The 21,281-nt window shown below is 65.2% G+C and carries 26 protein-coding genes; 16 read left to right on the plus strand and 10 right to left on the minus strand.

Going from position 1 to position 21,281, the window contains the following annotated elements; genetic code table 11:
- The first annotated feature begins 16 nt into the window (after positions 1-16).
- Complete coding sequence (locus KRR38_RS23760) at positions 17-433, plus strand: GFA family protein (RefSeq protein WP_217405934.1); 417 nt, start codon at positions 17-19, stop codon at positions 431-433.
- On the opposite strand, the gene KRR38_RS23765 is transcribed toward KRR38_RS23760, so the two are convergent.
- The gene (locus KRR38_RS23765; RefSeq protein ID WP_217405935.1) at positions 434-2,074 is read right to left on the minus strand and encodes a winged helix-turn-helix domain-containing protein; all 1,641 of its coding nucleotides are present in this window, start codon (positions 2,072-2,074) and stop codon (positions 434-436) included.
- 132 nt (positions 2,075-2,206) lie between these two features.
- On the opposite strand from KRR38_RS23765, the gene KRR38_RS23770 reads away from it, so the two are divergent.
- Positions 2,207-2,530, plus strand: coding sequence for a UrcA family protein (locus tag KRR38_RS23770; RefSeq protein WP_217405936.1), 324 nt, complete (start codon positions 2,207-2,209; stop codon positions 2,528-2,530).
- A 4-nt stretch (positions 2,531-2,534) separates the two neighbouring features.
- On the opposite strand, the gene KRR38_RS23775 is transcribed toward KRR38_RS23770, so the two are convergent.
- Positions 2,535-2,996, minus strand: a complete 462-nt coding sequence (locus KRR38_RS23775) for a hypothetical protein (protein WP_217405937.1) — start codon at positions 2,994-2,996, stop codon at positions 2,535-2,537.
- A 112-nt stretch (positions 2,997-3,108) separates the two neighbouring features.
- Here KRR38_RS23775 and KRR38_RS23780 point away from each other — a divergent pair, with 112 nt between their 5' ends.
- Complete coding sequence (locus KRR38_RS23780; protein ID WP_217405938.1) at positions 3,109-3,276, plus strand: hypothetical protein; 168 nt, start codon at positions 3,109-3,111, stop codon at positions 3,274-3,276.
- A 38-nt stretch (positions 3,277-3,314) separates the two neighbouring features.
- Here KRR38_RS23780 and wecC read toward each other — a convergent pair whose 3' ends face one another.
- Both wecC and wecB read right to left on the minus strand, forming a co-directional pair.
- On the minus strand, positions 3,315-4,616 hold the full coding sequence (gene wecC, locus KRR38_RS23785) for a UDP-N-acetyl-D-mannosamine dehydrogenase (protein WP_217405939.1): 1,302 nt from the start codon (positions 4,614-4,616) through the stop codon (positions 3,315-3,317).
- Entirely contained in the window at positions 4,594-5,751 is a 1,158-nt protein-coding gene (gene wecB, locus KRR38_RS23790; RefSeq protein ID WP_217405940.1) for a non-hydrolyzing UDP-N-acetylglucosamine 2-epimerase, read from the minus strand. Before wecB ends, wecC begins: the two co-directional genes overlap by 23 nt.
- 255 nt (positions 5,752-6,006) lie before the next feature.
- Here wecB and KRR38_RS23795 point away from each other — a divergent pair, with 255 nt between their 5' ends.
- The 3 genes from KRR38_RS23795 (at position 6,007) to KRR38_RS23805 (ending at position 8,916) form a co-directional block, all read left to right on the plus strand.
- Complete coding sequence (locus KRR38_RS23795; RefSeq protein WP_217405941.1) at positions 6,007-6,993, plus strand: hypothetical protein; 987 nt, start codon at positions 6,007-6,009, stop codon at positions 6,991-6,993.
- Between the two features lie 25 nt (positions 6,994-7,018).
- Positions 7,019-7,432 (plus strand): hypothetical protein, encoded by a 414-nt coding sequence (locus KRR38_RS23800; protein ID WP_217405942.1) that lies wholly within the window; start codon positions 7,019-7,021, stop codon positions 7,430-7,432.
- 167 nt (positions 7,433-7,599) lie between these two features.
- Positions 7,600-8,916 carry a nucleotide sugar dehydrogenase gene (locus tag KRR38_RS23805; protein WP_217407434.1) on the plus strand — a complete coding sequence of 439 codons (1,317 nt, stop codon included), beginning with the start codon at positions 7,600-7,602 and terminating at the stop codon, positions 8,914-8,916.
- 7 nt (positions 8,917-8,923) lie between these two features.
- Here the strand turns inward: KRR38_RS23805 and KRR38_RS23810 are convergent, their stop codons facing one another.
- Positions 8,924-9,430: a response regulator gene (locus KRR38_RS23810; protein ID WP_217405943.1), complete on the minus strand. Its 507-nt coding sequence runs from the start codon at positions 9,428-9,430 to the stop codon at positions 8,924-8,926.
- Positions 9,431-9,465: 35 nt separating this feature from the next.
- Positions 9,466-10,713, minus strand: coding sequence for a sensor histidine kinase (locus KRR38_RS23815; RefSeq protein ID WP_217405944.1), 1,248 nt, complete (start codon positions 10,711-10,713; stop codon positions 9,466-9,468).
- A 209-nt stretch (positions 10,714-10,922) separates the two neighbouring features.
- Here KRR38_RS23815 and dcd point away from each other — a divergent pair, with 209 nt between their 5' ends.
- Positions 10,923-11,477, plus strand: a complete 555-nt coding sequence (gene dcd, locus KRR38_RS23820; RefSeq protein ID WP_217407435.1) for a dCTP deaminase — start codon at positions 10,923-10,925, stop codon at positions 11,475-11,477.
- A 3-nt stretch (positions 11,478-11,480) separates the two neighbouring features.
- Here the strand turns inward: dcd and KRR38_RS23825 are convergent, their stop codons facing one another.
- Positions 11,481-11,930 carry a globin domain-containing protein gene (locus KRR38_RS23825; protein ID WP_217405945.1) on the minus strand — a complete coding sequence of 150 codons (450 nt, stop codon included), beginning with the start codon at positions 11,928-11,930 and terminating at the stop codon, positions 11,481-11,483.
- An 84-nt stretch (positions 11,931-12,014) separates the two neighbouring features.
- On the opposite strand from KRR38_RS23825, the gene KRR38_RS23830 reads away from it, so the two are divergent.
- The 8 genes from KRR38_RS23830 to KRR38_RS23865 all read left to right on the plus strand — a co-directional run bounded on the left by KRR38_RS23830 (position 12,015) and on the right by KRR38_RS23865 (position 17,067).
- Positions 12,015-12,422, plus strand: a complete 408-nt coding sequence (locus tag KRR38_RS23830; protein ID WP_217405946.1) for an Rrf2 family transcriptional regulator — start codon at positions 12,015-12,017, stop codon at positions 12,420-12,422.
- A gap of 77 nt (positions 12,423-12,499) precedes the next feature.
- On the plus strand, positions 12,500-13,165 hold the full coding sequence (locus KRR38_RS23835) for a PEPxxWA-CTERM sorting domain-containing protein (RefSeq protein WP_254514951.1): 666 nt from the start codon (positions 12,500-12,502) through the stop codon (positions 13,163-13,165).
- Between the two features lie 95 nt (positions 13,166-13,260).
- Positions 13,261-13,797, plus strand: a complete 537-nt coding sequence (locus KRR38_RS23840) for a DoxX family protein (protein WP_217405947.1) — start codon at positions 13,261-13,263, stop codon at positions 13,795-13,797.
- A 72-nt stretch (positions 13,798-13,869) separates the two neighbouring features.
- Positions 13,870-14,508 (plus strand): carboxymuconolactone decarboxylase family protein, encoded by a 639-nt coding sequence (locus KRR38_RS23845; RefSeq protein WP_217405948.1) that lies wholly within the window; start codon positions 13,870-13,872, stop codon positions 14,506-14,508.
- Between the two features lies 1 nt (position 14,509).
- Entirely contained in the window at positions 14,510-15,004 is a 495-nt protein-coding gene (locus tag KRR38_RS23850) for a nuclear transport factor 2 family protein (RefSeq protein ID WP_217405949.1), read from the plus strand.
- A gap of 18 nt (positions 15,005-15,022) precedes the next feature.
- Positions 15,023-15,778: an SDR family NAD(P)-dependent oxidoreductase gene (locus tag KRR38_RS23855; RefSeq protein WP_254514952.1), complete on the plus strand. Its 756-nt coding sequence runs from the start codon at positions 15,023-15,025 to the stop codon at positions 15,776-15,778.
- Positions 15,775-16,254 (plus strand): nuclear transport factor 2 family protein, encoded by a 480-nt coding sequence (locus tag KRR38_RS23860; protein ID WP_217405950.1) that lies wholly within the window; start codon positions 15,775-15,777, stop codon positions 16,252-16,254. The genes KRR38_RS23855 and KRR38_RS23860 overlap by 4 nt, the downstream gene beginning before the upstream one ends.
- A gap of 3 nt (positions 16,255-16,257) precedes the next feature.
- The gene (locus tag KRR38_RS23865; protein ID WP_217405951.1) at positions 16,258-17,067 is read left to right on the plus strand and encodes an SDR family NAD(P)-dependent oxidoreductase; all 810 of its coding nucleotides are present in this window, start codon (positions 16,258-16,260) and stop codon (positions 17,065-17,067) included.
- Here the strand turns inward: KRR38_RS23865 and KRR38_RS23870 are convergent.
- The 3 genes from KRR38_RS23870 to KRR38_RS23880 are packed head-to-tail and all read right to left on the minus strand — an operon-like array spanning position 17,064 to position 20,683.
- On the minus strand, positions 17,064-18,143 hold the full coding sequence (locus tag KRR38_RS23870) for a phosphotransferase (RefSeq protein ID WP_217405952.1): 1,080 nt from the start codon (positions 18,141-18,143) through the stop codon (positions 17,064-17,066). The genes KRR38_RS23865 and KRR38_RS23870 overlap by 4 nt on opposite strands.
- Positions 18,144-18,199: 56 nt before the next feature.
- Positions 18,200-19,699 carry a DHA2 family efflux MFS transporter permease subunit gene (locus KRR38_RS23875; RefSeq protein WP_217405953.1) on the minus strand — a complete coding sequence of 500 codons (1,500 nt, stop codon included), beginning with the start codon at positions 19,697-19,699 and terminating at the stop codon, positions 18,200-18,202.
- 42 nt (positions 19,700-19,741) lie between these two features.
- On the minus strand, positions 19,742-20,683 hold the full coding sequence (locus KRR38_RS23880) for a LysR substrate-binding domain-containing protein (protein ID WP_217405954.1): 942 nt from the start codon (positions 20,681-20,683) through the stop codon (positions 19,742-19,744).
- Between the two features lie 229 nt (positions 20,684-20,912).
- On the opposite strand from KRR38_RS23880, the gene KRR38_RS23885 reads away from it, so the two are divergent.
- Entirely contained in the window at positions 20,913-21,245 is a 333-nt protein-coding gene (locus tag KRR38_RS23885) for a UrcA family protein (protein WP_217405955.1), read from the plus strand.
- Positions 21,246-21,281: the final 36 nt, after the last annotated feature.

Raw genomic sequence — 21,281 nt, forward strand, 5'->3', positions numbered from 1 at the left:
CTTGCGGAGACCGGGCATGAAGAAGACCTATCATGGCAGCTGCCATTGCGGCGCCGTCACCTTCGAAGCGGACATCGATCTCGATCAGGGCACGGGCAAGTGCAATTGCACGATATGCTGGAAGCAGCGGATGTGGAACGCCGGCCACCTCGCGCCCGCCGACTTCCGCCTGCTCAGCGGCGAGGACGTGCTGGCAGACTATGGCAAGTCGGGCGACTGGGGCGAGGGGCACCACCGCTTCTGTTCGAAGTGCGGCATCGCCACGCATGGCCACGGCCAGATCGACCAGATGGGTCCCGACCCCTGGGTTTCGGTCCATCTCGCCGCGCTTGACGACCTGCCGGTCGATGACCTGATCGCCGCGCCGGTGACCTACATGGATGGCCGGCACGACAACTGGCAGAACCCGCCGGCCGAGACGCGTCATCTCTAGTCAGAGGCGATAGTCGGGCTTGGTCCCCGAACGGTCCCAATAGTCTTTCAGGCCGATTTCCTGAACCAGCCGGTCGAAGCGTGGGTCGATGCGGAACCGGGCCAGCGACGGGTTGAACAGGAACACGGTCTGACGTTCGGACATCGGCGTATAGCTGCCCTGCTGAACGGTGAACCGCACCTCGGGCACCACGAAGCCGCGGCTGAAGTAATAGGCCTCGGCAACGGCGAAAGCATCGTCCAGCCGGCCGAGCGCCGTCGTGAACTGGATCGCGTTCTCTGCATAGCCGGCGCCGAGGTGCGCGCGGGCGATCCACAGCTTGGCCGCCGCCTCGCTTTCGGTCGGGTCATGGCTGAGCACGGCCCGGGCGACTTTCAGCACGGAGTCGAATTCGGCGGGCGGAATGCCCGTGGGCCTGCCGTCGACGTCTTCGATCAGCGCGACCGCCGCGCTCGCCCGGCCCGAGTAGAGCCTGATGTAGCAATCGGCGAACCACAGCGCGAAATGCGTCGGGAAAGTCTGGCGCGCCTCGGCGAGCAGGCGATCCGCTGCTTCGGGCTGGCCCGCTGCGGTCAGCGCCATGACTTCGCGAAAATAGAGGCCGGGCCCCTTCTGGCTGTCGGGGCGCAGGCCGAGGAAAAGATCGGCCGCCTCGCGCGAGCGGCCGACGCTGCTCAGCAGGCACGACAGCGCGAAGACCAGGATGCCTTCGTTGGTATTGCGGGCACTGGCCTGACGCAGCGTCCGCTCGCGTTCGAGCCATTTTCCGCGAATGGGGCTGGAATAGGCGATCGCGACGGTTCCGAAGCTGTTGCTAGGCTCAAGCGCCAGCGCCCGTTTCGCCGCTTCGATCGCGCGGGCGCGAAAACTCGCGATTTCGCGAGAGGATCGGAACGGTGCGGCGCACGCGTAAGTGACGGCGAGGGAGCCCCAGGCGTCGGCGCAGTCGGGCTGCAGCGCGATCGCTTTGCGGTAAAGCCCCAGGGCCTGGTTCTGGCCTTCCTGCGTGTCCTGGTACACCGCGAACTCGGCCTGCTTCATCAGCGCTTCGACTTCGGGAGAGGCGCGGTTTCGCTGGGGGCGGGCAATCCACAGCCCCGTACCTATCGCCGCTGCGCCGCCGGCACAGGCTAGTCCGATCAGCGCACGCCGCCGGTTGAGCTGTCTGGGCGCGGCCTTCGTCTCGCGCAGGTCGCCGACAATCGCCAGCGGCTCGGTCTCGATCAGGCGATAGCCCACCTTGGTGATCGTCTCGATGCGGAAGCTGCCGCTGCCGACCCCGTCGGCAACGCGTCGCAGGCGCGAGAGCACGCGGTTGATCGCGTCGTCACCAACGATGCGGCCTTCCCAGCAGCAGGTCTGCAGATCCTCGCGCGAGACCACTCGCCCCTGCGCGCGGTGGAGCGTGACGAGCACCTGCATGACGCGCGGCTCGAGCACGAGGTTACCGGCGGCGGATTCGATCTCGCGGGTGGAGGGGTGGACGATCAGGTCGCCCAGGGCAAAGTCCTGGGCATGGGCCAGGTCAAGGCGCTCCGTCGTGCCTTGCGGAAATTGCGTCGTCGCCACGGCCCAGGCCTTCACGTCGTCGAAGTCGCCGTTATCGCCCCGGCTGCTCCCCAGCACAACCGTGGAGAACACGGAGCGGTCGCGGTCGGCGCATCATCGGCAGATCATCGGTACTTCATCACCTCGTCATCCTCTCGCTTCTGGTCGGGTGAGCGCAAGATTCCGGAGCACGGCAAGACCTGCCGCAGGTTCGGAGGATGGATGATGAAGACCATTGCAAGCGCACTCGTACTGTCGCTCGCCGCCGTTTCGCCCGCTCTCGCCAAGGACGGCAACTGGCAGGTGGGCAACGATCAGATGCATATCGTCGACAGCACGATCGACGTCGCCACGCCCGCCGGGCGGCTCCAGTTGCTGGAGCGCGTCGAGCGCGCTTCCGAGCGCCTGTGCCGCGAGCGTGTTGGCGCGTTCCGCCGCGAGTGTGAGGTCGACACGGTCCGTGAGACCGCGGCGAAGCAGAGCGCCTGGGGCCGCGCGGTTGCGCTCGCTCTGGAGGAACGTGACGGCGCGCGGATGGCGGCGCGTTAAGCGATTAAGCCGAAGTCGCCTCGCGCGCTGCGTCCTTGATCCAGTCGCCGCTGTCCCTGGCCTGTTCGTAGATGTCGAGGTGACGGATTTTGCCGTCGGGAGTGAAGCGGTAGACGGCGATCACGTTCTTCCTGATGAACTGGTCGCCGCGCTGGTGGCGTTCCTCGATCTCCTGGAACACCGCGTTGCCCACTTCGGTGATGTGGAACTGGGTGAATTCGAACTGCGTGCCGCCGCTCGCCCAGCCGGTGAGGAATTCGGTGTAGGCCGGCCAGTCGAGCTCTTCGAGATAGGCACCGACGCGCTTGAACTCGTCGACCGCGACGAATTCGGCGACAGGCGCGTAGTCGGCGGACGACTTGACCCCTGCCGCAAGCACCGCACCCTGGGCCGCGGTGAAGCGGTTGACCACCTGGGTCAGCGGACCGAGCTCATTTACGGTCGCGGTGGCGGTTATGATTTCCATGGCGATTCTCTCCGGCCTTTGTTGATGGCTAGCATCCTCAGTACTTTCCCGGGGAGCAAAATTGCCTATCGTGCGTTCGGACAGCGGCGATTGCTGAGAGGATCTGCGACCTATGAAGATGTTATCGCTTGCTGTCGTCGCCGCGCTCGCCGCGTCGGCCGTCGCCATTCCGACCGTCGCCAGCGCGCGCGAAGACCACCACGACGGCTGGAACAACCATCACCATCAGCGTTGCTGGACCGAGTGGCATCACCACCACAAAGTGCGCCGCTGCCGCTGACCTGACGCGTCGTCCCGGTAACGGCCGGGACGACGCTTTCAGCTCGCCAGGCGCAGCCCCGGTATCTCTTCTCCCGCAGCCTTGGGCTGGTCGGGCCAGATGCCGCGCGTGTCGTAGACGAGCTTGTCCGCGCGCTCGGCCAGCGGCACGACGCGGAACACGTCGTGGTCGACCAGCACGACGAGGATGTCGCACTCCTCGAGCGCCGTATCGACGTCGATCAGTCTAGCGCCGGTGTCGGTGAACTCGATCGGCAGCTCGGCCGCATAGGGCTCGACCACCTGAATGCGCGCGCCGTACTTGCGCGCAAGAGTGCCGGCGACGAGCCGCGCCGGGCTTTCGCGGAAGTCGTCGATGTTGGCCTTGAAGGCCAGGCCGAGGCAGGCGACGCGCGCCTCGGGGTTGGCCGCGATCAGCGCGTCGGCCTGCTTGATGACGTGGTGGATCTTGCCGTCGTTGACCCCGCGCGCGGTGCGGATCAGCGGGGTCTCCTCGGGCGCGCCGTGGACGATGAACCAGGGGTCGACCGCGATGCAGTGGCCGCCCACGCCCGGCCCCGGCGAGAGGATGTTGACGCGCGGGTGGCGGTTGGCGAGGCGGATCACCTCCCAGACGTCGAGGCCCATGCGGTCCGAGACGATCGACAGTTCGTTGGCGAAAGCGATGTTGACGTCGCGATAGGCGTTCTCGACCAGCTTGGTCATCTCGGCCGAGCGCGCGTCGGTGGTGACGCAGGTGCCGCGGACGAAGCGCTTGTAGAAGGCCAGCGCCTTGCGCGCGCACCGCGGCGTGATGCCGCCGATCGAGCGGTCGTTGTTGATCAGCTCTTCGAGGATCTTCCCCGGCAGCACGCGCTCGGGGCAATAGGCGATCGACACGTCGGGCGTGCCGGCGCTGACGCCCGGCACCTTGAGGTCGGGCCGAAGCTCGGCAATCAGGTCGCGCACCTGCTCGGTGGTGCCGACCGGCGAGGTCGACTCCAGGATCACCACGTCGCCCGCCTTGAGCACCGAGGCGACCGAGCGGCCGGCGGCGAGCACGTAGGAAATGTCGGGCGCGTGGTTCTTGTCGAACGGCGTCGGCACGGCGATGACGAAGACGTCGGCCGGGGCGATCTGGGTCGAGGCCGACAGCAGCCCGCGCGCCACGACGCCCTGGACGAGGCCGTCGAGATCGACTTCCTCGATATGGATCTCGCCGCGGTTGATCGTGTCGACGACCTTCTGCGTCACGTCGACGCCGAGCACCTTGCAGCCCGCGCGGGCGATCACCGCCGCGGTGGGCAGGCCGATATAGCCGAGCCCGACTACGCAGACGTCAGGCTTGAGTTCCGATTTCACGTCCCAGTATCTCCACGATACGGCGCGACGTCTGCCCGTCCCCGAAGGGATTGTGCGCGCGCGCCATGGCCTCGTAGGCGGCCTTATCGTCGAGCAGTGTTGATATTTCGGAAACGATGCGGTCGGCGTCGGTGCCCACCAGCTTGGCGGTGCCGGCGGCCACGCCCTCGGGCCGCTCGGTGGTCTCGCGCATGACGAGCACGGGCTTGCCCAGCGCTGGCGCCTCTTCCTGCACGCCGCCGCTGTCGGTCAGCATGATCTCGGCGAGGCCGAGCAGCCGGGCGAAGTGCGGGTAGTCGAGCGGCTCGATCAGCGCGACGTTGTCCAGCCCCGCCAGCGCATCGTTCATCACCGCGCGCACGTTGGGATTGGGGTGGACCGGGAAGATCAGCCCCACGTCGGGCCGCGCCGCGATCCGGCGGATGGCATCGGCAATCGCCTCCAGCCCGCCGCCGAAATTCTCGCGGCGGTGGCTGGTGACGCCGATGATCCGCTTGCCGGCGAACTTCGCTTCGAGAGCGGCCAGCCCAGAAGCCAATGACGCGTCGGCTTCGATCCGCGCCGTCACCCAGTGCAGCGCGTCGATCACCGTATTGCCGGTGACGTGGACGCGCGCGGGATCGACCGTCTCGGCCACCAGCGCCGCGGCCGAGGTCTCGGTCGGCGCGAAGTGCAGGCTCGCCATCGCGCCGATGATCTTGCGGTTAATCTCCTCGGGCCAGGGCTGATAGATGTCGCCGCTGCGCAGCCCCGCCTCGACATGGTCGACCGGCATCTTGCGGTAATAGGCCGCGAGCGCGCCTGCCATTGCGGTGGCCGTATCGCCCTGGACGATGACGCGGTCGGGCTGCACTGCGTCCATCACCTGGCCGAGCCCGACGAGCAGCCGCGCGGTGAGCTGGTCGAGCGTCTGGCCCGGCTGCATCACGTCGAGGTCGTGGTCGGGCACGATCCCGGCGATGGCTAGTACCTGGTCGAGCATCTCGCGGTGCTGCGCCGAGACGCAGACGACGGGCCGGAACCGCGGATCGGCCTTCAGCGCGGCGACGACCGGGAACAGCTTGATCGCCTCCGGGCGCGTGCCGAAGACGACGAGGATGGTGGCGGGGCCAGTGGCGGAAGGTGCGGCGCTCATGGGCGGGGGCCTAGCAGGGGCGGGTTAAACCTCGCCTAAAATCCACCGGGGAGCTGTGTGATCCGTTCCGAAATGAACCTATTTGGTGAATTTCGTTGCAATGTAGGAGTTTGTTCCGTTTATGTTCTGCTTTGGATCTGGAGGAGAGCATGCCGATCACAGGGCCGTACGAAAGCAAATCTCTCCATCAGGAAGTCTTTGGCCACTATCTCCGAACCGGGGAACGGCTGACCAATGCCGAGTGGCTTGCTCGCCATGAGCGCAAGTTCAACCCCCTATCACGACGAGATTGGGCGCTTCACATCACCGCCCGGGGTTACCGTCAGCTATGGCAAACGGGGCGGGCCGACGCCTGCAGGTCGACGATCGCTAGGCAGACGGGAGGATTCCAGTACTCGGCCGAACACTCGTCGCAATGAACGGGCAAGGGTTGGGAAGACGCCAGACGCCGACGGCGATGAAACTTCAAAGAATGCCCACGCGACGAACGAGGCTGTCAATGCCGCTATACAGGCTGCCTGGAAACCTGCCGCGCCCATTGCCAGCCATTTCGATCTCAAACGGCGTCAGAAGTATCTCGACGCTCTCCGCCGGAAGGCCGGGCCTAACGCCAGCGAGCTAGAGAAAGCGGTTTTCGAAGAAACGCAGCGGCGGCTTGATGCTGCCCGAGCACGCCTTTCCGAAGGCGATCGCATTGCTGATCGAGAGATCGTCAAGATCGCGCGCGCAGCCTTGCCGCCTGTCGACACCGGGTTAAGTGCAATTAGCATTCTTTCCGGCGAAGGAGACTTAGGCGACGCGCTTACCGTCGCGAGCTCTGTCCCGATCGTTGGCGCGGCTGGAAAGTTCGGTAAGTTTGTACTGCCGGGAAGGATCGCCTCGGAGGTCTCCGGAGGTGCCGCCCGCGAAATTGTTCAGCTGGGAGGCCCTTATTGGAAGGTAAGACGGGCGAAGCCTAAGGGTTATCAGCCGCATCATATACCACCCGATTCGGTGAACGGATTGCGGTATGGCGAGGGGCCGACGATTGCGATGCGTACCGAGCATCACAAGAGAACAGCAAGCCATAGCTCCATGCCCGGATCCAGAGACTACCTTGCGAGACAGCGTGCGCTCGTAAAGCAAGGAAAGTTCAGAGAGGCGGTGGAAATGGACATAAAAGACATCAGAAATAATTATGGAGATGCCTATGATGATGCAATAGCTCAAATGCTTCAATATATCGAGAAAAAGGGGTATTAGAATGATATATAGAATACACCCTCTGGTGGGCGTGGAGAACATAGAATTTGGAGAGAATATAGAAAGTGTGAGGAGTAAATTGCCCGGAGAATTTGAAACGTTCTATAGGATCTTATATCCGGAAGATTTAAAGGACCCTTATCCTTCGGACCACTTTGTCGATATTGGAATTTTTTGCTATTATAACGCGGGCGGTAATCTGGAGGCTATGGAATTTTCGGAACCCGCAAGGCCGATTCTTAGTGGAGTGGATATCTTGAATATCCCATTTCGACAGGCAGAGGCTCTGTTTGAAAAATTAGATGCGGATCTGGTTCGCGATTTGGGATCCGTCATTTCAGAACGGTGGAGCTTGGCCATCATGAAGCCCGGTCGGCGAAGCGATCCAACCGAAATGTTTCTTGCGGGCAGGGCAGGTCTTTATAAAGATAAGCCCTAGCCTTCGGATGTGCTACAGTCAGATAGCCTATTTGCCTGACCTTCTGGCGTCGCGTACGGCCTAGTCGCGACAAGTATAGGCGAGGTGGCTTGCCACCCCCTTAACCCCGAAATAACCCGCTCCCGCTAAGGCTCACCCCGCAACCAGCGAGGCCCGCCTTGACCTACATGTATTCCCCCGCCGACACCGCGACCGCCACGCCCGCGAAATTCAGCGAGGCGCAGACCACCCGCGTCGCGGTGGTCGGGCTCGGCTATGTCGGGCTGCCGCTGGCCGTGGCGCTGGCCGGGCGGTTCGAAACGATCGGCCTCGACATCGACAGGCGCCGGATCGAGGAACTGGCCGGCGGCCACGACCGCACCGGCGAGATCACCCGCGAGCGGCTCGAGGCTTCCGAGCTGGCGCTGCTCGCCGATCCGGTCCGCTGCCCGCCCGCGGACTTCTACATCGTCACCGTGCCCACCCCGATCGACGGCGCCAACCGGCCAGACCTGCGCATGGTCGAAAGCGCCGCCCGCGCGGTCGGCGCGCTGCTGCCCGCTGCCGTGGCCGAGGGGCGCGTGCCCGTCGTCGTGTTCGAGAGCACGGTCTATCCGGGCGTCACCGAGGACGTCTGCGCGCCGATCCTCGAAGCCGCCTCGGGCCTCGCCTGCGGGCAGGACTTCTTCCTCGGTTACAGCCCCGAGCGGATCAATCCCGGCGACCGCGAGCACACGATCGACAAGATCACCAAGGTCGTCTCGGGCCAGACCCCCGAAGTGCTCGAACGCGTCGCCGAGCTTTATGGCGCGATCACCAGCGGCGGCGTGTTCCGCGCCAAGTCGATCAAAGCCGCGGAAGCCGCGAAAGTGATCGAGAACGCCCAGCGCGACATCAACATCGCCTTCATGAACGAGATCGCCCAGATCTTCAGCCGCATGGACCTGTCGGTCTGGGACGTGCTGGCCGCGGCGCGGACCAAGTGGAACTTCCTGCCCTTCGGCCCCGGCCTCGTCGGCGGGCACTGCATCGGCGTTGATCCCTATTACCTGTCGCACCGCGCCGAGCAGCTCGGGCTCGACCCACGCGTGATCCTGGCGGGGCGCGGGATCAACGATTCGATGGCGGCCTGGGTCGGCAAGCAGCTGCACGAGGCACGCGGCGGCAAGCCCGGTTCGGTGCTGGTGCTCGGGCTGACCTTCAAGGAGAACATCCCCGACCTGCGCAATTCCAAGGTTGCCGATCTCGTCTGCACCCTGGGCCGGCTGGGCCACGGCGTGACCGTCCACGATCCCGAGGCCGATGCGGCCGAGGCGCTGCACGAATACGGCATCCCGCTGGTCGCCGATGCGCTGGGCCGCAAGTACGACATGGTCGTACTCGCCGTGGCGCACCGGACCTATATCGACATGGGTGGAAAGGCCTTGCGGCGGCTGGTGGCGAAGGGTGGGACTTTGGCCGATCTCAAGGGCGAGCTGGGCAGCGCGGCCGACTGGACGCTCTGACGACCGGTTAGCGCGCGATCTTGCGCAGGTGCGTGATCAGCGCTTCGGGCATCGCGGGCTTGATGAAAGTCGTCGTCCCGGGAAACAGCGCGCCGAGTTCCGAGCGCGAGGCATGGCCCGTGTGGAAGGCAAAAGGCACGCCGCGGCGGCGCAGCAGCTCGGCCACGGGGAACACGTTCTCGCCGGCGATGTCGACGTCGAGCAGGGCAAGATCGATCTCGCTGTCGTGCGTCGCAGTTTCGAGCGCCTTCATCAGCGACTGGGCGGGGCCCACGACTTCGGCGCCCTCGTCCTCGAAGACGAACTGCAGTTCAAGCGCGAGCAGCGCCTCGTCCTCGACGATGAGGATACGCTTGCCGAGCAACCGCTCGCCGGGACCGCCGGCCGCTGCTGCGCCGGCATCCACGTGGCGGGGCGGCTGGCCGGAAGCGGCAAGGCGCGCGGGCACGCGGTCGAGAACGACCGGATAGAAGTGCTTCGCTGCGGGCATGGTGGTGTGAATGTGGGTGGTCATGGCTGTGGGGACAAGCCTTTCGTCGTGCAAGTGCTTCAAGGCAAGGGGAATTTCAAACGAACTATCGCGCCCTCGGTAGGCCACTCGCGCTCAATCGTGCCGCCGAGCTGGCCGGCTGCCAGGGTGGTCATCTGCGAGCCGAAGCCCACTTTGGCGGCGCTCGCCGGGTCGAGCGCGGGGCCGCCGGTTTCGGTCCAGGTCAGCGAGAGAATGGTGAGGTCCGCGCTCCCGTCGAACTCCCAGCCGATCGCGACCGTGCCGCCCTCCACTGACAGCGCACCGTATTTCACCGCATTGGTCGCAAGCTCATGGATGATCAGCCCTATCGGCGTGACCATGCGCGCGGGCAGGTCGATCGGCGGGCCGGAGACGCGGACCCGTGCGCCGTCGTCGTCGGCATAGGGTTCCATCGTCTTGACGATCACCGGAGCGAGCTCGACACGGGCGATGCCGTGGCCGCCCTGGCTGGTCGAATGGGCGAGCGACAGCGCGCGGATGCGGGCGCGGATGTCGTCAACCACCTCGCGGCTCGAGGCCTGCTTGCGACCCGAAAGCGAGACGATCGAGAGGATCACCGAGAACAGGTTCTTGACCCGGTGGTTGAGCTCGCGAACCAGCAGCTCGATCTGCTGGTTGGCCTCGCGCAGCGCGGCGGCCTGCTCGGCTTCGGCCTCGGCGAGCGAACGGCCGCGCTCCGTGCGGAGGCCGGCATATATCAGGGCCAGGATGGCGAGCCCGAGAATGCCGATCAAAGGCAGCAGGCGCCGTTCCAGTGTTGCCGCCTGGGCGAAGGCTGCGCGCCGCCTGTTGGCCTTGTCGAGGCTCAGCCGGGCCACTTCGCGGCGGATGGCGTCCATCTGGATCTTGCCGAGGTCGGCCTGGATCAACGCCAGCGCCTGGTCGCGGTAGCCGGCCTTGGTCAGCGCCACCGAGCGGTCGAGCTCGCCGAACTTGGTGTCGGTCATCGCCGCGATGTCGGCAAGCTGCGCCGAGACGGCGGCATCCGGCGAGCGCGCGGAGATCTCGCGAAGCCGGGCCAGCGCCCGGTCACGCCGTTCCTTGGCGCTGAGATAGGGGGCGAGGTATTCGGGCTTCAGCGTCAGCAGATAGCCGCGCTGGCCGGTTTCGGCATTGAGCATGGCCTGCATCAGGTCGTTGAGGCCGAGCAGGGTATCGCCCTCGGTCATGGCCAGGTCGCGCGCATCGCGCTGGGCGGCGATGGTCTGGCCGATCACCAGCGCCAGCGCGAGCAAGGCTGCGGTGAGAGCGGCGAAGACGGGCATCATCGATTTGCTCAGCCGAAGCGTCCGGCGCGCAGGCGGCTTCGCCGGAACTGTCGCACTCTCGTCCAAAATCAAGGCCCCTGCATGCGTTGCGCGGCATTGGCTAGTGCGATTGCATTGCCATGGCAACGCTGGAAAACTTCCCGTCGCGGTGGACAAGCCGGGGCCTTTCGCTTGCCCGTCCCGCCGCCATGCGCGATCACGCGGAAATGGCGATTCTCAGCGACAAATGGATCCGGCGAAACGCGCTCGAAAACGGGATGATAGAGCCTTTCGTCGAGGCGCAGCGGCGCGACGGCTGCATCTCCTACGGACTGTCCTCCTATGGCTATGACGCGCGCGTGGCGGACGAGTTCAAGATCTTCACCAACATCGACAGCTCGGTGGTCGATCCGAAGAATTTCGACGGCAAGAGCCTAGTCGACCGCAAGACCGACTGCTGCATCATCCCGCCCAACAGCTTCGCCCTGGCGCGCACGGTCGAATACTTCCGCATCCCGCGCGACGTGCTGGTGATCTGCCTGGGCAAGTCGACCTATGCGCGCTGCGGGATCATCGTCAACGTGACCCCGCTGGAGCCGGGCTGGGAAGGCCATGTGACGCTGGAATTCTCCAACACCACGCCGCTGCCCGCGAAAATCTACGCCAACGAGGGCGCCTGCCAGTTCCTGTTCCTGCAGGGCAACGAGCCTTGCGAGGTCAGCTATGCCGACCGCGCGGGCAAGTACATGGGCCAGCAGGGCGTGACGCTGCCGCGGCTCTGAGGATCAGGCCGCCGCAGCATCCTCATAGGCCTGGGCTTCGGCCGCGATGAGGATATCGGCCAGCATCCAGTAGGCCTCGCCCCAGGCAGCCAGGACCTCGTCGGTCGCGACATCGGCGCCGAGCACGTCGCGGATCGCGGGGAGCAAGGCTTCGGCGACCAGTGGATAGTGCTCGGCCTTGACGCCCGTCTCGACATGGCGCGCGACCATGCGCTGCACCGCCGCGCCGAGATTGCCCAGCTTGTCGATGTTCTTGGCATAGGCGAGGATCGCCGCAGCCAGCCGCTTGGGTTGCTCGCCGCTCGCCTGTGCGGCCTGGTCGAACATCGCCTTCACGTCTTCGTTCTGGAACAGCCGTGCGTACATGGCCGTGGTGATCGCGACGCCGTGCTGCTCGAGCGCGGGGGCAGTGGCCTTGACGATGGCGATGGCGTGGTCGGAAGCGGTGCGCATGTCGGTCTCCTAAATCAGGTAATAAAAATACCGGTATTAAATCTGCTTGATTCGCGCAAGTGCTTTTCCCACATGCAGGGTTGCATGCAGCTCACCCAGCACACCGACTATGGCCTGCGCCTGTTGATCGTCCTCGCCCGGCGCGAGGGCGAGCCGATCGCGCTGCCCGAATTCGCCGCCGAGCAGAAGCTGTCGTACCACCACGTCGCCAAGGTCGCGCAGGCACTGGTGCGCGAGGGCTTCGTCAAGAGCCGTCGCGGCCGCACCGGCGGGGTCGAACTGGCGCGGCCACCCGAGGAGATCTCGGTCGGCAAGGTTGTCCGTGCGCTCGAACGCGGGCTTCAGCTGGCCGATTGTGCGGGCTGCGAACTCCGCCACGATTGCAACACCAGCCCGCTGCTGGCCGAGGCGTTGGCTGCTTTCCTTGCGGTGCTCGACCGCACGACGCTGGCCGAGGCCGGGCGGCGCAATCCAGGAGCGGCGCTGACCTGACGGCGCCATATTGGATCGTTAAGAACTGGACTCGCTACCCGTGTTGAGAAATTCTGAGGGTAGACAAGGAGTTAACCATGCGATTCTCCGTCCTGCTGACGGCTCTTGTTGCGCTTTGGGTGCAGCCGGCGGCCGCGACTTCGCTGCTGGTCAGCCTAACGGGTCCTAACACGGGGCAGACTAACTACCAGAAGATCACACTGACCGGATTGACCGGAGCCGATACATTCCACGCCAGCGGTTTCATCGGCAACTGGTTCATGTACTATTGGTGGGATTTCGGCCAAGGTTGGCATGTGGACGGCAACGACTACACCGTGGGCACCTGCGAGGTTGTCGGTGGGCATTGCCAGCAGGATCTTTTCCTAACTAGCCCTGCTTACAAATCGCTGCCCTTGGGCCTTTCTTTCGCACTCGACATCAATGTGATCGGAAACGACGTCTATGTCGACTGGTCCAAGTCCGCCAGCGGGGACCTCTGTAACAGCATTCCTGAAGCCGATAGGGTTCTCGATCCAAATGCCAATTGCGGCTATGTCTGGCAGTCGCCTAACGCCTACGTCATGTTCGAGGTGAACGGTCCTAATGCACAGTCCGTAGGCTATACTGTGTCGGACGTGACCCTGCCCAACCCGGTGCCCGAGCCGACAACATGGGCGCTGATGCTCATCGGCATCGGTGCCTTGGGAGCCGCGATGCGCAGACTGCGGACCGCTAGGTACGATACACTCGCCGCAGCCTAGCGCCCTCGCCGGCCTGCGCGCGCCCGCCCGTAGGGAACCATCGCCCCGCTGAGGCGCTAATCTCCCAGACCAATGCGCCCAATGGGAGAGCGCCCATGACTACTCTGCTTGCCTTCGTCGGCCGGCTGATGCTCGCGCTGCTGTTCCTCGTTTCCGGAGCGAACAAGCTGATGGACATCTCGGGTACTGACGCCATGATCCGTGCGGCCGGCCTGCCCGGCGGCCTGGCCTTGATCACCGGCCTGTTTGAAGTGATCGCCGGCCTTGCGCTGGTGTTCGGCGTGTTGACGCGCTTTTTCGCTGTCCTGCTCGCCGGCTTCTGCCTGCTGGCCGCGCTGTTCTTCCATAACAACGTCGCCGATCCGATGCAGGCGGCGAACTTCCTGAAGAACATCGCGATTGCCGGCGGCCTGCTTAGCCTCACCGCGCTGGATTCGATCCGCTGGAGCTTCGATGCGATGCGCGCCCGCCGCAGGGCGGAGATCGCTACCGTCGATGCCGAGCACCGCGCCCATGACGCGGAGATCCGTGCCGCGCGTGCCGAGGGCGAGGCCACGGCGCGTAGCGCGTTTGGTGGTGAACCCGCCGTTGCCGGTGACGGTTCTGTCGCTCGCCGCCGCCGCTGGATCTGATGGCACGCCCAATCCTCGCTTGACCTCTCCCGAGGCCGACTGAACTATGGTTCAGCAGAATCGGGAGAGGACATGTCTGGAGAGTTGAAAACGCGCATCGGCAATCTGCCGCGCGAGGAATGGACCGACGAAGCACGCCACGTCTTCGCCTACTGGGGTGAACCGGACGCCTGGGAGAACGGCTCCAAGACCAACATGTCGATGGTCCTGGCGAACCACCCGCCGCTGGCCAACGCCTATCACACCTTCGGCCGCCACCTGCTGCTCGCATCGACGATCGCGGTGCGCCCGCGCGAGCTGATCGTGCTGCGCGCGGCCTGGCATCAGAAGTGCCTCTACGAATGGCACTATCATGTCGGTTATGGCCTGACCGCCGGCCTGACGATGCAGGAGATCGAGGCGATCCGCGATGGCTGGCAGTCGCCCGTCTGGGACGGCCAGGACGAAGATCGCGCCGTGCTGCGCGCGGTCGACGAGCTGATTGAGACCTCGCGCATGTCGGACGAGGCCTATGATGCGCTCGCAGCCCATTTCAACAAGCAGCAGCTGATGGATTTCGTCTTCACGGTCGGCAACTACGTGATGCTGGGTTGGGCGGTCGCGACCTTCGGCGTGCCCGTGGAGGAGGGCGTCGACCCGATCGGCTTCGATCTCAAGCGGCGCTCGGGCGGGGCGCTGGAAAGCACCAACCGCCCGTTCGAGAAGGGCTGAGATGACCACCGAAGATCGCCTAGCCGCCCTAGAAGCGCGCCTCCGTGCTGCCGAGGATCACCTCGCTATCCTCAATCTGCTCAACTCCTACGGTCCGTTGGTCGACAGTGCGACCGCCAAGGACGCGGGTGAGCTCTGGATCGAGGGCGGCGGCTACAGCTTCGGCATTCCCGATGGCGGCACCAAGCGGCTGGTCGCGCCCGACGAGGTTGCCGGCATGTATAGCTGGCCCGGTCATATGGATCTGGTGAATACCGGCTGCTCGCACCTGACCGCGACGCCCAAGATCACCGTCGATGGCGACGATGCCCAGGCCGTCGGCTATTCCTTTGTCGTGCTGCGTGAGGGCGAGCGCTGGTATCTCTGGCGTGCTGCGATCAACCACTGGACGCTGCAGCGGACCGAAGGCGGCTGGCGGATCGTCGAACGCACCAACCGGACGCTCAACGGCTCCGACGAATCCCACGAACTCATGCGCAAGGTGGCCACGATATGAAACGCTTCGAAGGCAAGGTTGCGATCGTTACCGGAGCCAGCACGGGCCTGGGCCCGGTCATGGCGAAGATGCTGGCGGCCGAGGGGGGCCAAGCTCGTCCTCGCCGCCCGCCGGGCCGAACTGGTCGAGAACGTCGCGCACGAGATCGGCGACGCCGCCGTGGCGCTCAAGGCCGACGTCACCAACGAGGCCGACGTCGCGCAGATGGTCGACGTTGCGATGCAGCGCTGGGGCCAGGTCGACGTGATGATGAGCAACGCGGCGGTGCCTGGCCAGGACAAGTGGATCTGGGAGCAGACCGTCGACAACTTCCTCGACACCTACAAGGTCGATTGCATGGCCGCGATGCTTTGCAGCCGCGAGGTGCTCAACCGCTCGATGCTCGAACGCAAGCAGGGCGCGATCCTGACCTTCTCGTCGGGTGCCGGGCAGCGCGGCATGGTCCGCAAGACGCACTATTCGGCTGCCAAATCGGCGCTGATCAACCTGAGCCAGACGATCGCCAAGGAGGTCGGGCAATACGGCATCCGCTGCAACTGCCTCGTCCCCGGTGCGATCGACACCGAGCTGCTGCAGAACTATCACCGCCGCATCGCCGCCGAACGCAACGTGCCGTTCGAACAGGTGCGCGCGGAGGAAGCCAGTGGCGTGCCGCTCAAGACCTTCTCCACCGCGGAGGACGTGGCCAACATGGCGCTGTTCCTGGTGTCGGACCAGGCGCGGACGATTACCGGGCAGGCGGTCAACGTCGATGCGGGCTGGACGATCGCATGACGCTCGACGAACTGCTCGCGCGTGAGGCGATCCGCGACACGATGGCGAAGTACAACACGAGCGGAGACCGGCTGAAGGTCGACGACTATGTCGCCTGCTTCACCGAAGACGGCATCATGGAGAGCGAATACGTGCCCGAGGACAAGGCCTTCCGCTATGCCGGCAAGGCGGAGATCCTTGCTTGGCAGAACCGTTGGCTCGATCGTGATCCGAATGCCGAGAAGGTCCACAAGGCAACTTTCATCCGCCACCATCTCTCGACCTGCAAGATCGACCTGAACGGGCCCGATACGGCCAAGGCGCGGACCTATTGGGTCGCCTGGACCGACATCGGCCCCGATCACGCCGGCTACTACCTCGATGATTTCCGCAAGGTAGGCGACGAATGGCTGATCGCGCATCGCCGCGTGCGGCTGGACTGGGAATCGCCCGACAGCCTCTACCGAACCGCCGTCTCCAACACGAATGCGAGCTGACCGATGGACCTGCAACTCAAGGGCAAGCGCGCGCTCGTTACCGGCAGCAGCTCGGGCATCGGCGCGGCGATCGCACGCGAGCTGGCCGCCGAGGGTTGCGACGTCGTGGTCCACGGGCGCGATCGCATGCGGGCCGAAACCGTTGCGCGCGAATGCGAGGCGAGGGGTGTACGGACTGCGGTCGCGCTCGGTGCGATCACCGATGATGCCGAGGCCGACGGTGTCGCCGACACCGCGCTTGCGGCGCTGGGCGGCATCGACATTCTGGTGAATTCGGCCGGCGGCACGGTGCGCGGCGACAACCCCTCGTGGACTGACGTGACCTCGGACGAATGGGCGCTGAGCTTCAGCCTCAACGTGACTTCGGTGATCCGCCTCGCCAAGCGGGTAATCCCGGGCATGGCGACACGCGGCTGGGGGCGGATCATCAATATCTCGTCGGTCGGCGGCACCCAGCTTTCGGGCCGTCTGCTCGACTACGGCGCGGCCAAGGCAGCGCTCGACCACCTCAGCGCCAACCTGTCGCGCGCGGTGGCGGGACAGGGGGTCACGGTGAACTCGATCGTGCCGGCAACCGTGCTGACCCCGCAGGCCGAGCGCTGGATCAACACGCTCGCCGCGCAGAACGACTGGCCTGACGACTTCGCCGAACGCGAGCGCATCTACACGCGCGACTATGGCGCGCAGCCGGTGCCAAGGCTCGGCCGGGCGGAGGAGATCGCCGCGGCGGCCGCCTTCCTCGCCAGCCCGCGCTCGGACTTCACCACCGGCGCGATGCTGCGGATCGACGGCGGCAACACGCGGGCGCGCTAGGGCAGTTTCTCCAGCAACCCGATCGTGTCGTGGTCGAGCATCGCGCTGGAGAACCGCGCGGTATAGGCCGTGTTGATCGCTTCGGGCTGGAACTCCGAGGCGTTGACCAGGAAGATCGCATAGCCGTTCGCCACGAAGCAGCCGAACTGGTGCATGAACTCGTCCAATGACGGTGGAGTCACCCCGTTGCGGATCAACTCCTCACGGTAATGCGCCACCAGTTGCCGTTCGTGCGCGCGCCGCACCGGCACATCGAGCGCGCCCGTGATGTGATAGGAAATCTCGTACATCGCCGGCGCCAGATGCGGCAGCGAGTCGAAAAAGCCGGGCGTGCCGTCGGTATCGACGTAGAGGTTGCCGAGGTGCGTGTCGCCGTGGATCAGCATGGTCGGCAGCGTCCGGCACAGCGCGTTGAGCTTGTCCATAGCCCCGATCATCCAGTCGAGATCGTGGAAGCAGACCGATGCCGCCGCGCCGCGCGCGCTGTTGACGTAACCCTGCCAGATCTCGGGTTTGAACACAGTGCCGAAATAGGTCGCGTCGGCGATGTGCGGCGCCCAGGCGAAGCGGCCGCCAGGACGGATGTCGGGCGACTCCCAGGTCATCGCGTGGTGGCGCGCGAGCAGCGTCAGCCGCTGCGCCACGGCCTCGGGCGTCTCGGGCCGCTGCGGGTGGAGGAAGGTCACACCGCGCGCGACGAGATCGTCCATGATGACGATGCCCTGGCCCACGCCCTCGTCAAAGGCGGCGAAATGGCAATTGGGAAAGCGCAGCGGCGAATGCGGTGCGACGTCGGCATAGGCGTGGACCTCTTCGCCGTGCATGTAGGCCATCATCCGGCTGTGCGCCTCGAACCCGCCCTTGAGGATGACCCGCTCGGGAATGCCCGCAGCCTTGCCCGCCTCGTCGAGGTCGAGTTCGAAGCGGATCTTGGTGCAGGTGCCGTGGTTGATGTCGAGCAGCCGGGCGCCGTGCAGCGTGATCCCGGGATACTTGATCCGCAGCGCAGCCTGCAGCCATTCGGGCGTCAGCGCCTCGATCGTTACGGGCAACGGGTATGGACTATCGCTCGGCATGGGCTCCTCCTCCGCTGAGGCTGATAGCACGGCAAGGCCGGGCAACAATGGGCAGGCTAGGCCTTCGCCTTCTTCGTCTGCATCAAAAAGGCGAGCGGCGAAGCGAGCGCGCCGACCAGAAACAGCATCCAGAAGGCATCGACATAGGACACCATCGTTGCCTGCCGGACGATCTCGCCGCTCAGCGCGCCCAGCGTGTCGGGCAGGCTGAAATCTGCGTTGGGCAGGCCCAGGCTCACCGCTGGATTGTCGGGCCGCACGCCCTCGGTCAGCCGCGACTGGACGATCGCCTCGTTGCGGTAGGTCAGCGTCTGCAGCACCGAGATGCCCACCGCCGAACCCAGGTAGCGCGTCAGCGTGCCGAATGCCGCGCCCTCGTTGCGCAGTTGCCGCGGCAGCGTGGTGAAGGCGATGGCCGCCAGCGGCACGAAGATCATGCTCGATCCCATGCCGTTGATTACCCCGGAGGCGATCACCAGCCACTCGTCGGCATCGAGCGACATGCGCGAAAGTAGCAAGGCCGACAGCGACGAGACTATCAGGCCGACGAAGACCAGCATCCGCGCGTCGATCCGGTTGATGATCCGGCCCATCACCAGTGTCGCGACGAAGGTGCCGAGCCCGCGCGGTGCGCTGACGAGGCCGATGGTGATGATCGGATAGCCATAGAGCGCCGAGAGCATCGGCGGCAGCAGCGACAGCACGCCGTAGATCATGATGCCCAGGAAAAAGCCGATCAGCGTCGAGATCACGTAATTGCGGTCGGCGAAGATTGCGAGGCGGATGAACGGATGCTCGGCGGTCAGCACGTGGACGATGAACAGGAACAGCGCGAGGCCGGAGATCGTCGCTTCGATCCAGATCTCGGTCGACTGGAACCAGTCCTGCAACTGGCCGCGGTCCATCATCAGCTGGAACGAGCCGATCGCGACCGCCAGCAGCGCGAAGCCCAGCAGATCGAAGCGGCGTTTTTCTTCATCGTGCGCGTCGGGCATCACCGCCGACAGGCCGATGAAGGCGAACAGGCCGATCGGCAGGTTGATCAGGAAGACCCAGTGCCACGAGAAGTTCTCGGTCAGCCAGCCGCCGAGCACTGGCCCGGCCAGCGGGCCCATGATCGCGGCGAGGCCGAACACCGCCATGGCCTTGCCGTGTTCCTCGGGCGGATGGATGTCGAGCAGGGTCGCCTGGCTCATCGGCACCAGCGCCGATCCCGCGGCGCCCTGGAGCAGGCGGAACAGCACGAGTTCGTCGAGATTGCTGGCGATGCCGCAAAGCAGCGAGGCGGCGGTGAAGCCGACGATCGACCAGAGCATCAGCCGGCGGCGGCCGAAGCGCCCCGCGAGCCAGCCGGTCAGCGGCGTCGCGATGGCCAGCGCGATGATATAGGAGGTCAGTACCCAGGCGATCTGCTCGCGCGAGGCCGAGGTCGTGCCCTGCATGTGCGGCAGCGCGACATTGGCGATCGTCGTGTCGATCTGGTTCATGATCGCCGAGGCCATCGAAAAGATCACGATCAGGCGGCGCTGGCCGGGTTGGGGGTATGCCTGGCTCATGGGATCAGACCAGCCTTGCCGGGCGGTGCCGCGCGCGTCACCTTAAATCTTGGCAAGCCGGGCCGCTTCGGGCTGGATCAGGATGCCCAGCGGATCGTCGTCCGCCGCCACGCGCACCTCTTCGAGCAGCCAGTCGCGGAAGGCGCGGACCTTGGCGAGGTTCCGCTTCTGTTCGGGATAGACGAGGTAGAAGCCGCGCGGATCGGTCGTGTAGTGATCGAACGGCGCGACCAGCAGGCCCGCCTTGATTGCTTCCGGGAACATCACGGGAAAGAGCACGGCCGCGCCGTGTCCGGCGATCGCGGCATTGCCGTCGAGCACTTGTGAATCGAAACGCAGTCCCGGATCGCGATGGGGATCGTAGCCGGGCAGGCCGACCGAGGTGAACCACAGGTCCCACCATTCGTCGCTTGCGGACAGGCGCTGGACCTTCAGCAGATCGGCCGGCTCCTTCAGCGGATGCTTTTCGAGGAAAGCCGGGCTCGCCATGACCGTGAAGGTCTGGTTCATCAGGAAATGCGAGACGAAGCCCGGCGTCGGCGTGGTGATGCCGCGGATGCCGACATCGACTTCGCCGGCGGACAGATCGACGAGCTCGTCCGAGACGTGGAACCGCACCGCGAGATTGGGGCGCTGCAGGTTGAACGAGCCGATCCGCCCGGCCAGCCAGTTGGCCGCGAAAGTGCGCGAGCAGGTGATGCTCAGCACGGCTTCGTTTTCAGTCTGCGCTGCGGCGAAGGCCTCGCCGAGAATGCCGAAGGCCTCGGTCACGCGCGGCGCGATGCGCTTGCCCAGCGGGGTCAGCGCCATGCCGCGGCCCTTGCGCATGAACAACTGCGCGCCGAGCCTCTCTTCCAATAGCTTGATCTGATAGGAAACCCCGGCCTGGGTCAGCGCCAATTCCTCGGCGGCGCGGCTGTAGTTCTCGTGCCGGGCGGCGGCTTCGAAAACGCGGACGGCGGCGAGGGGCGGGAGCTGCGGCATGGCCCTGTCATAAGCCAAGCTTGTATGTTTCGTCCATGCTTTTGTTGGAGCCGGGGGGCGTTCCATCATACCAACGGGTTCACGGCATGACGGTGAAAATGCCGTTCGTTCGATCAAATGTTCCGTCAGTTCGATCATATCCGCTGTCGAGGCCGGCAGCTAATTCGTTCGCCATCAGCCGGCGGCGATCTGCGCTTGGCCGGCATCGAACAAGCGAAGGGGAAATGCCATGTTGAAGAAAATATTGCAGGCGGCCGCGCTTGCGGCAGCAGTCCTTGCCTCGGTTCCCGGGATGGCGGCGGAAGCGGATACGACAAAGGTCCGTGTCTATTACGGTGATCTCGACCTGTCGAACCAGGGTGATATCCAGACCCTCGACCGCCGCCTGACGCGTGCGGTGGAAGCCGTCTGTCCGAGCGATAACGGCGTGGTCGAACTCTCGCTGAAGCGCGTGATCGCACTGTGCCGCGCGGCCAAGCATGCGGAGATCGCACCGGCGCGCCAGTCGATCCTCGCTGCTGCTGCCCGCAATGCCCCCGCCAATTTTGCCACGGCGCAGTGACCCCTGACCCCGGGCCCACGCCGACCGCCATCAGCC

Source organism: Novosphingobium sp. G106, from assembly GCF_019075875.1.
Classification (GTDB): Bacteria; Pseudomonadota; Alphaproteobacteria; order Sphingomonadales; family Sphingomonadaceae; genus Novosphingobium.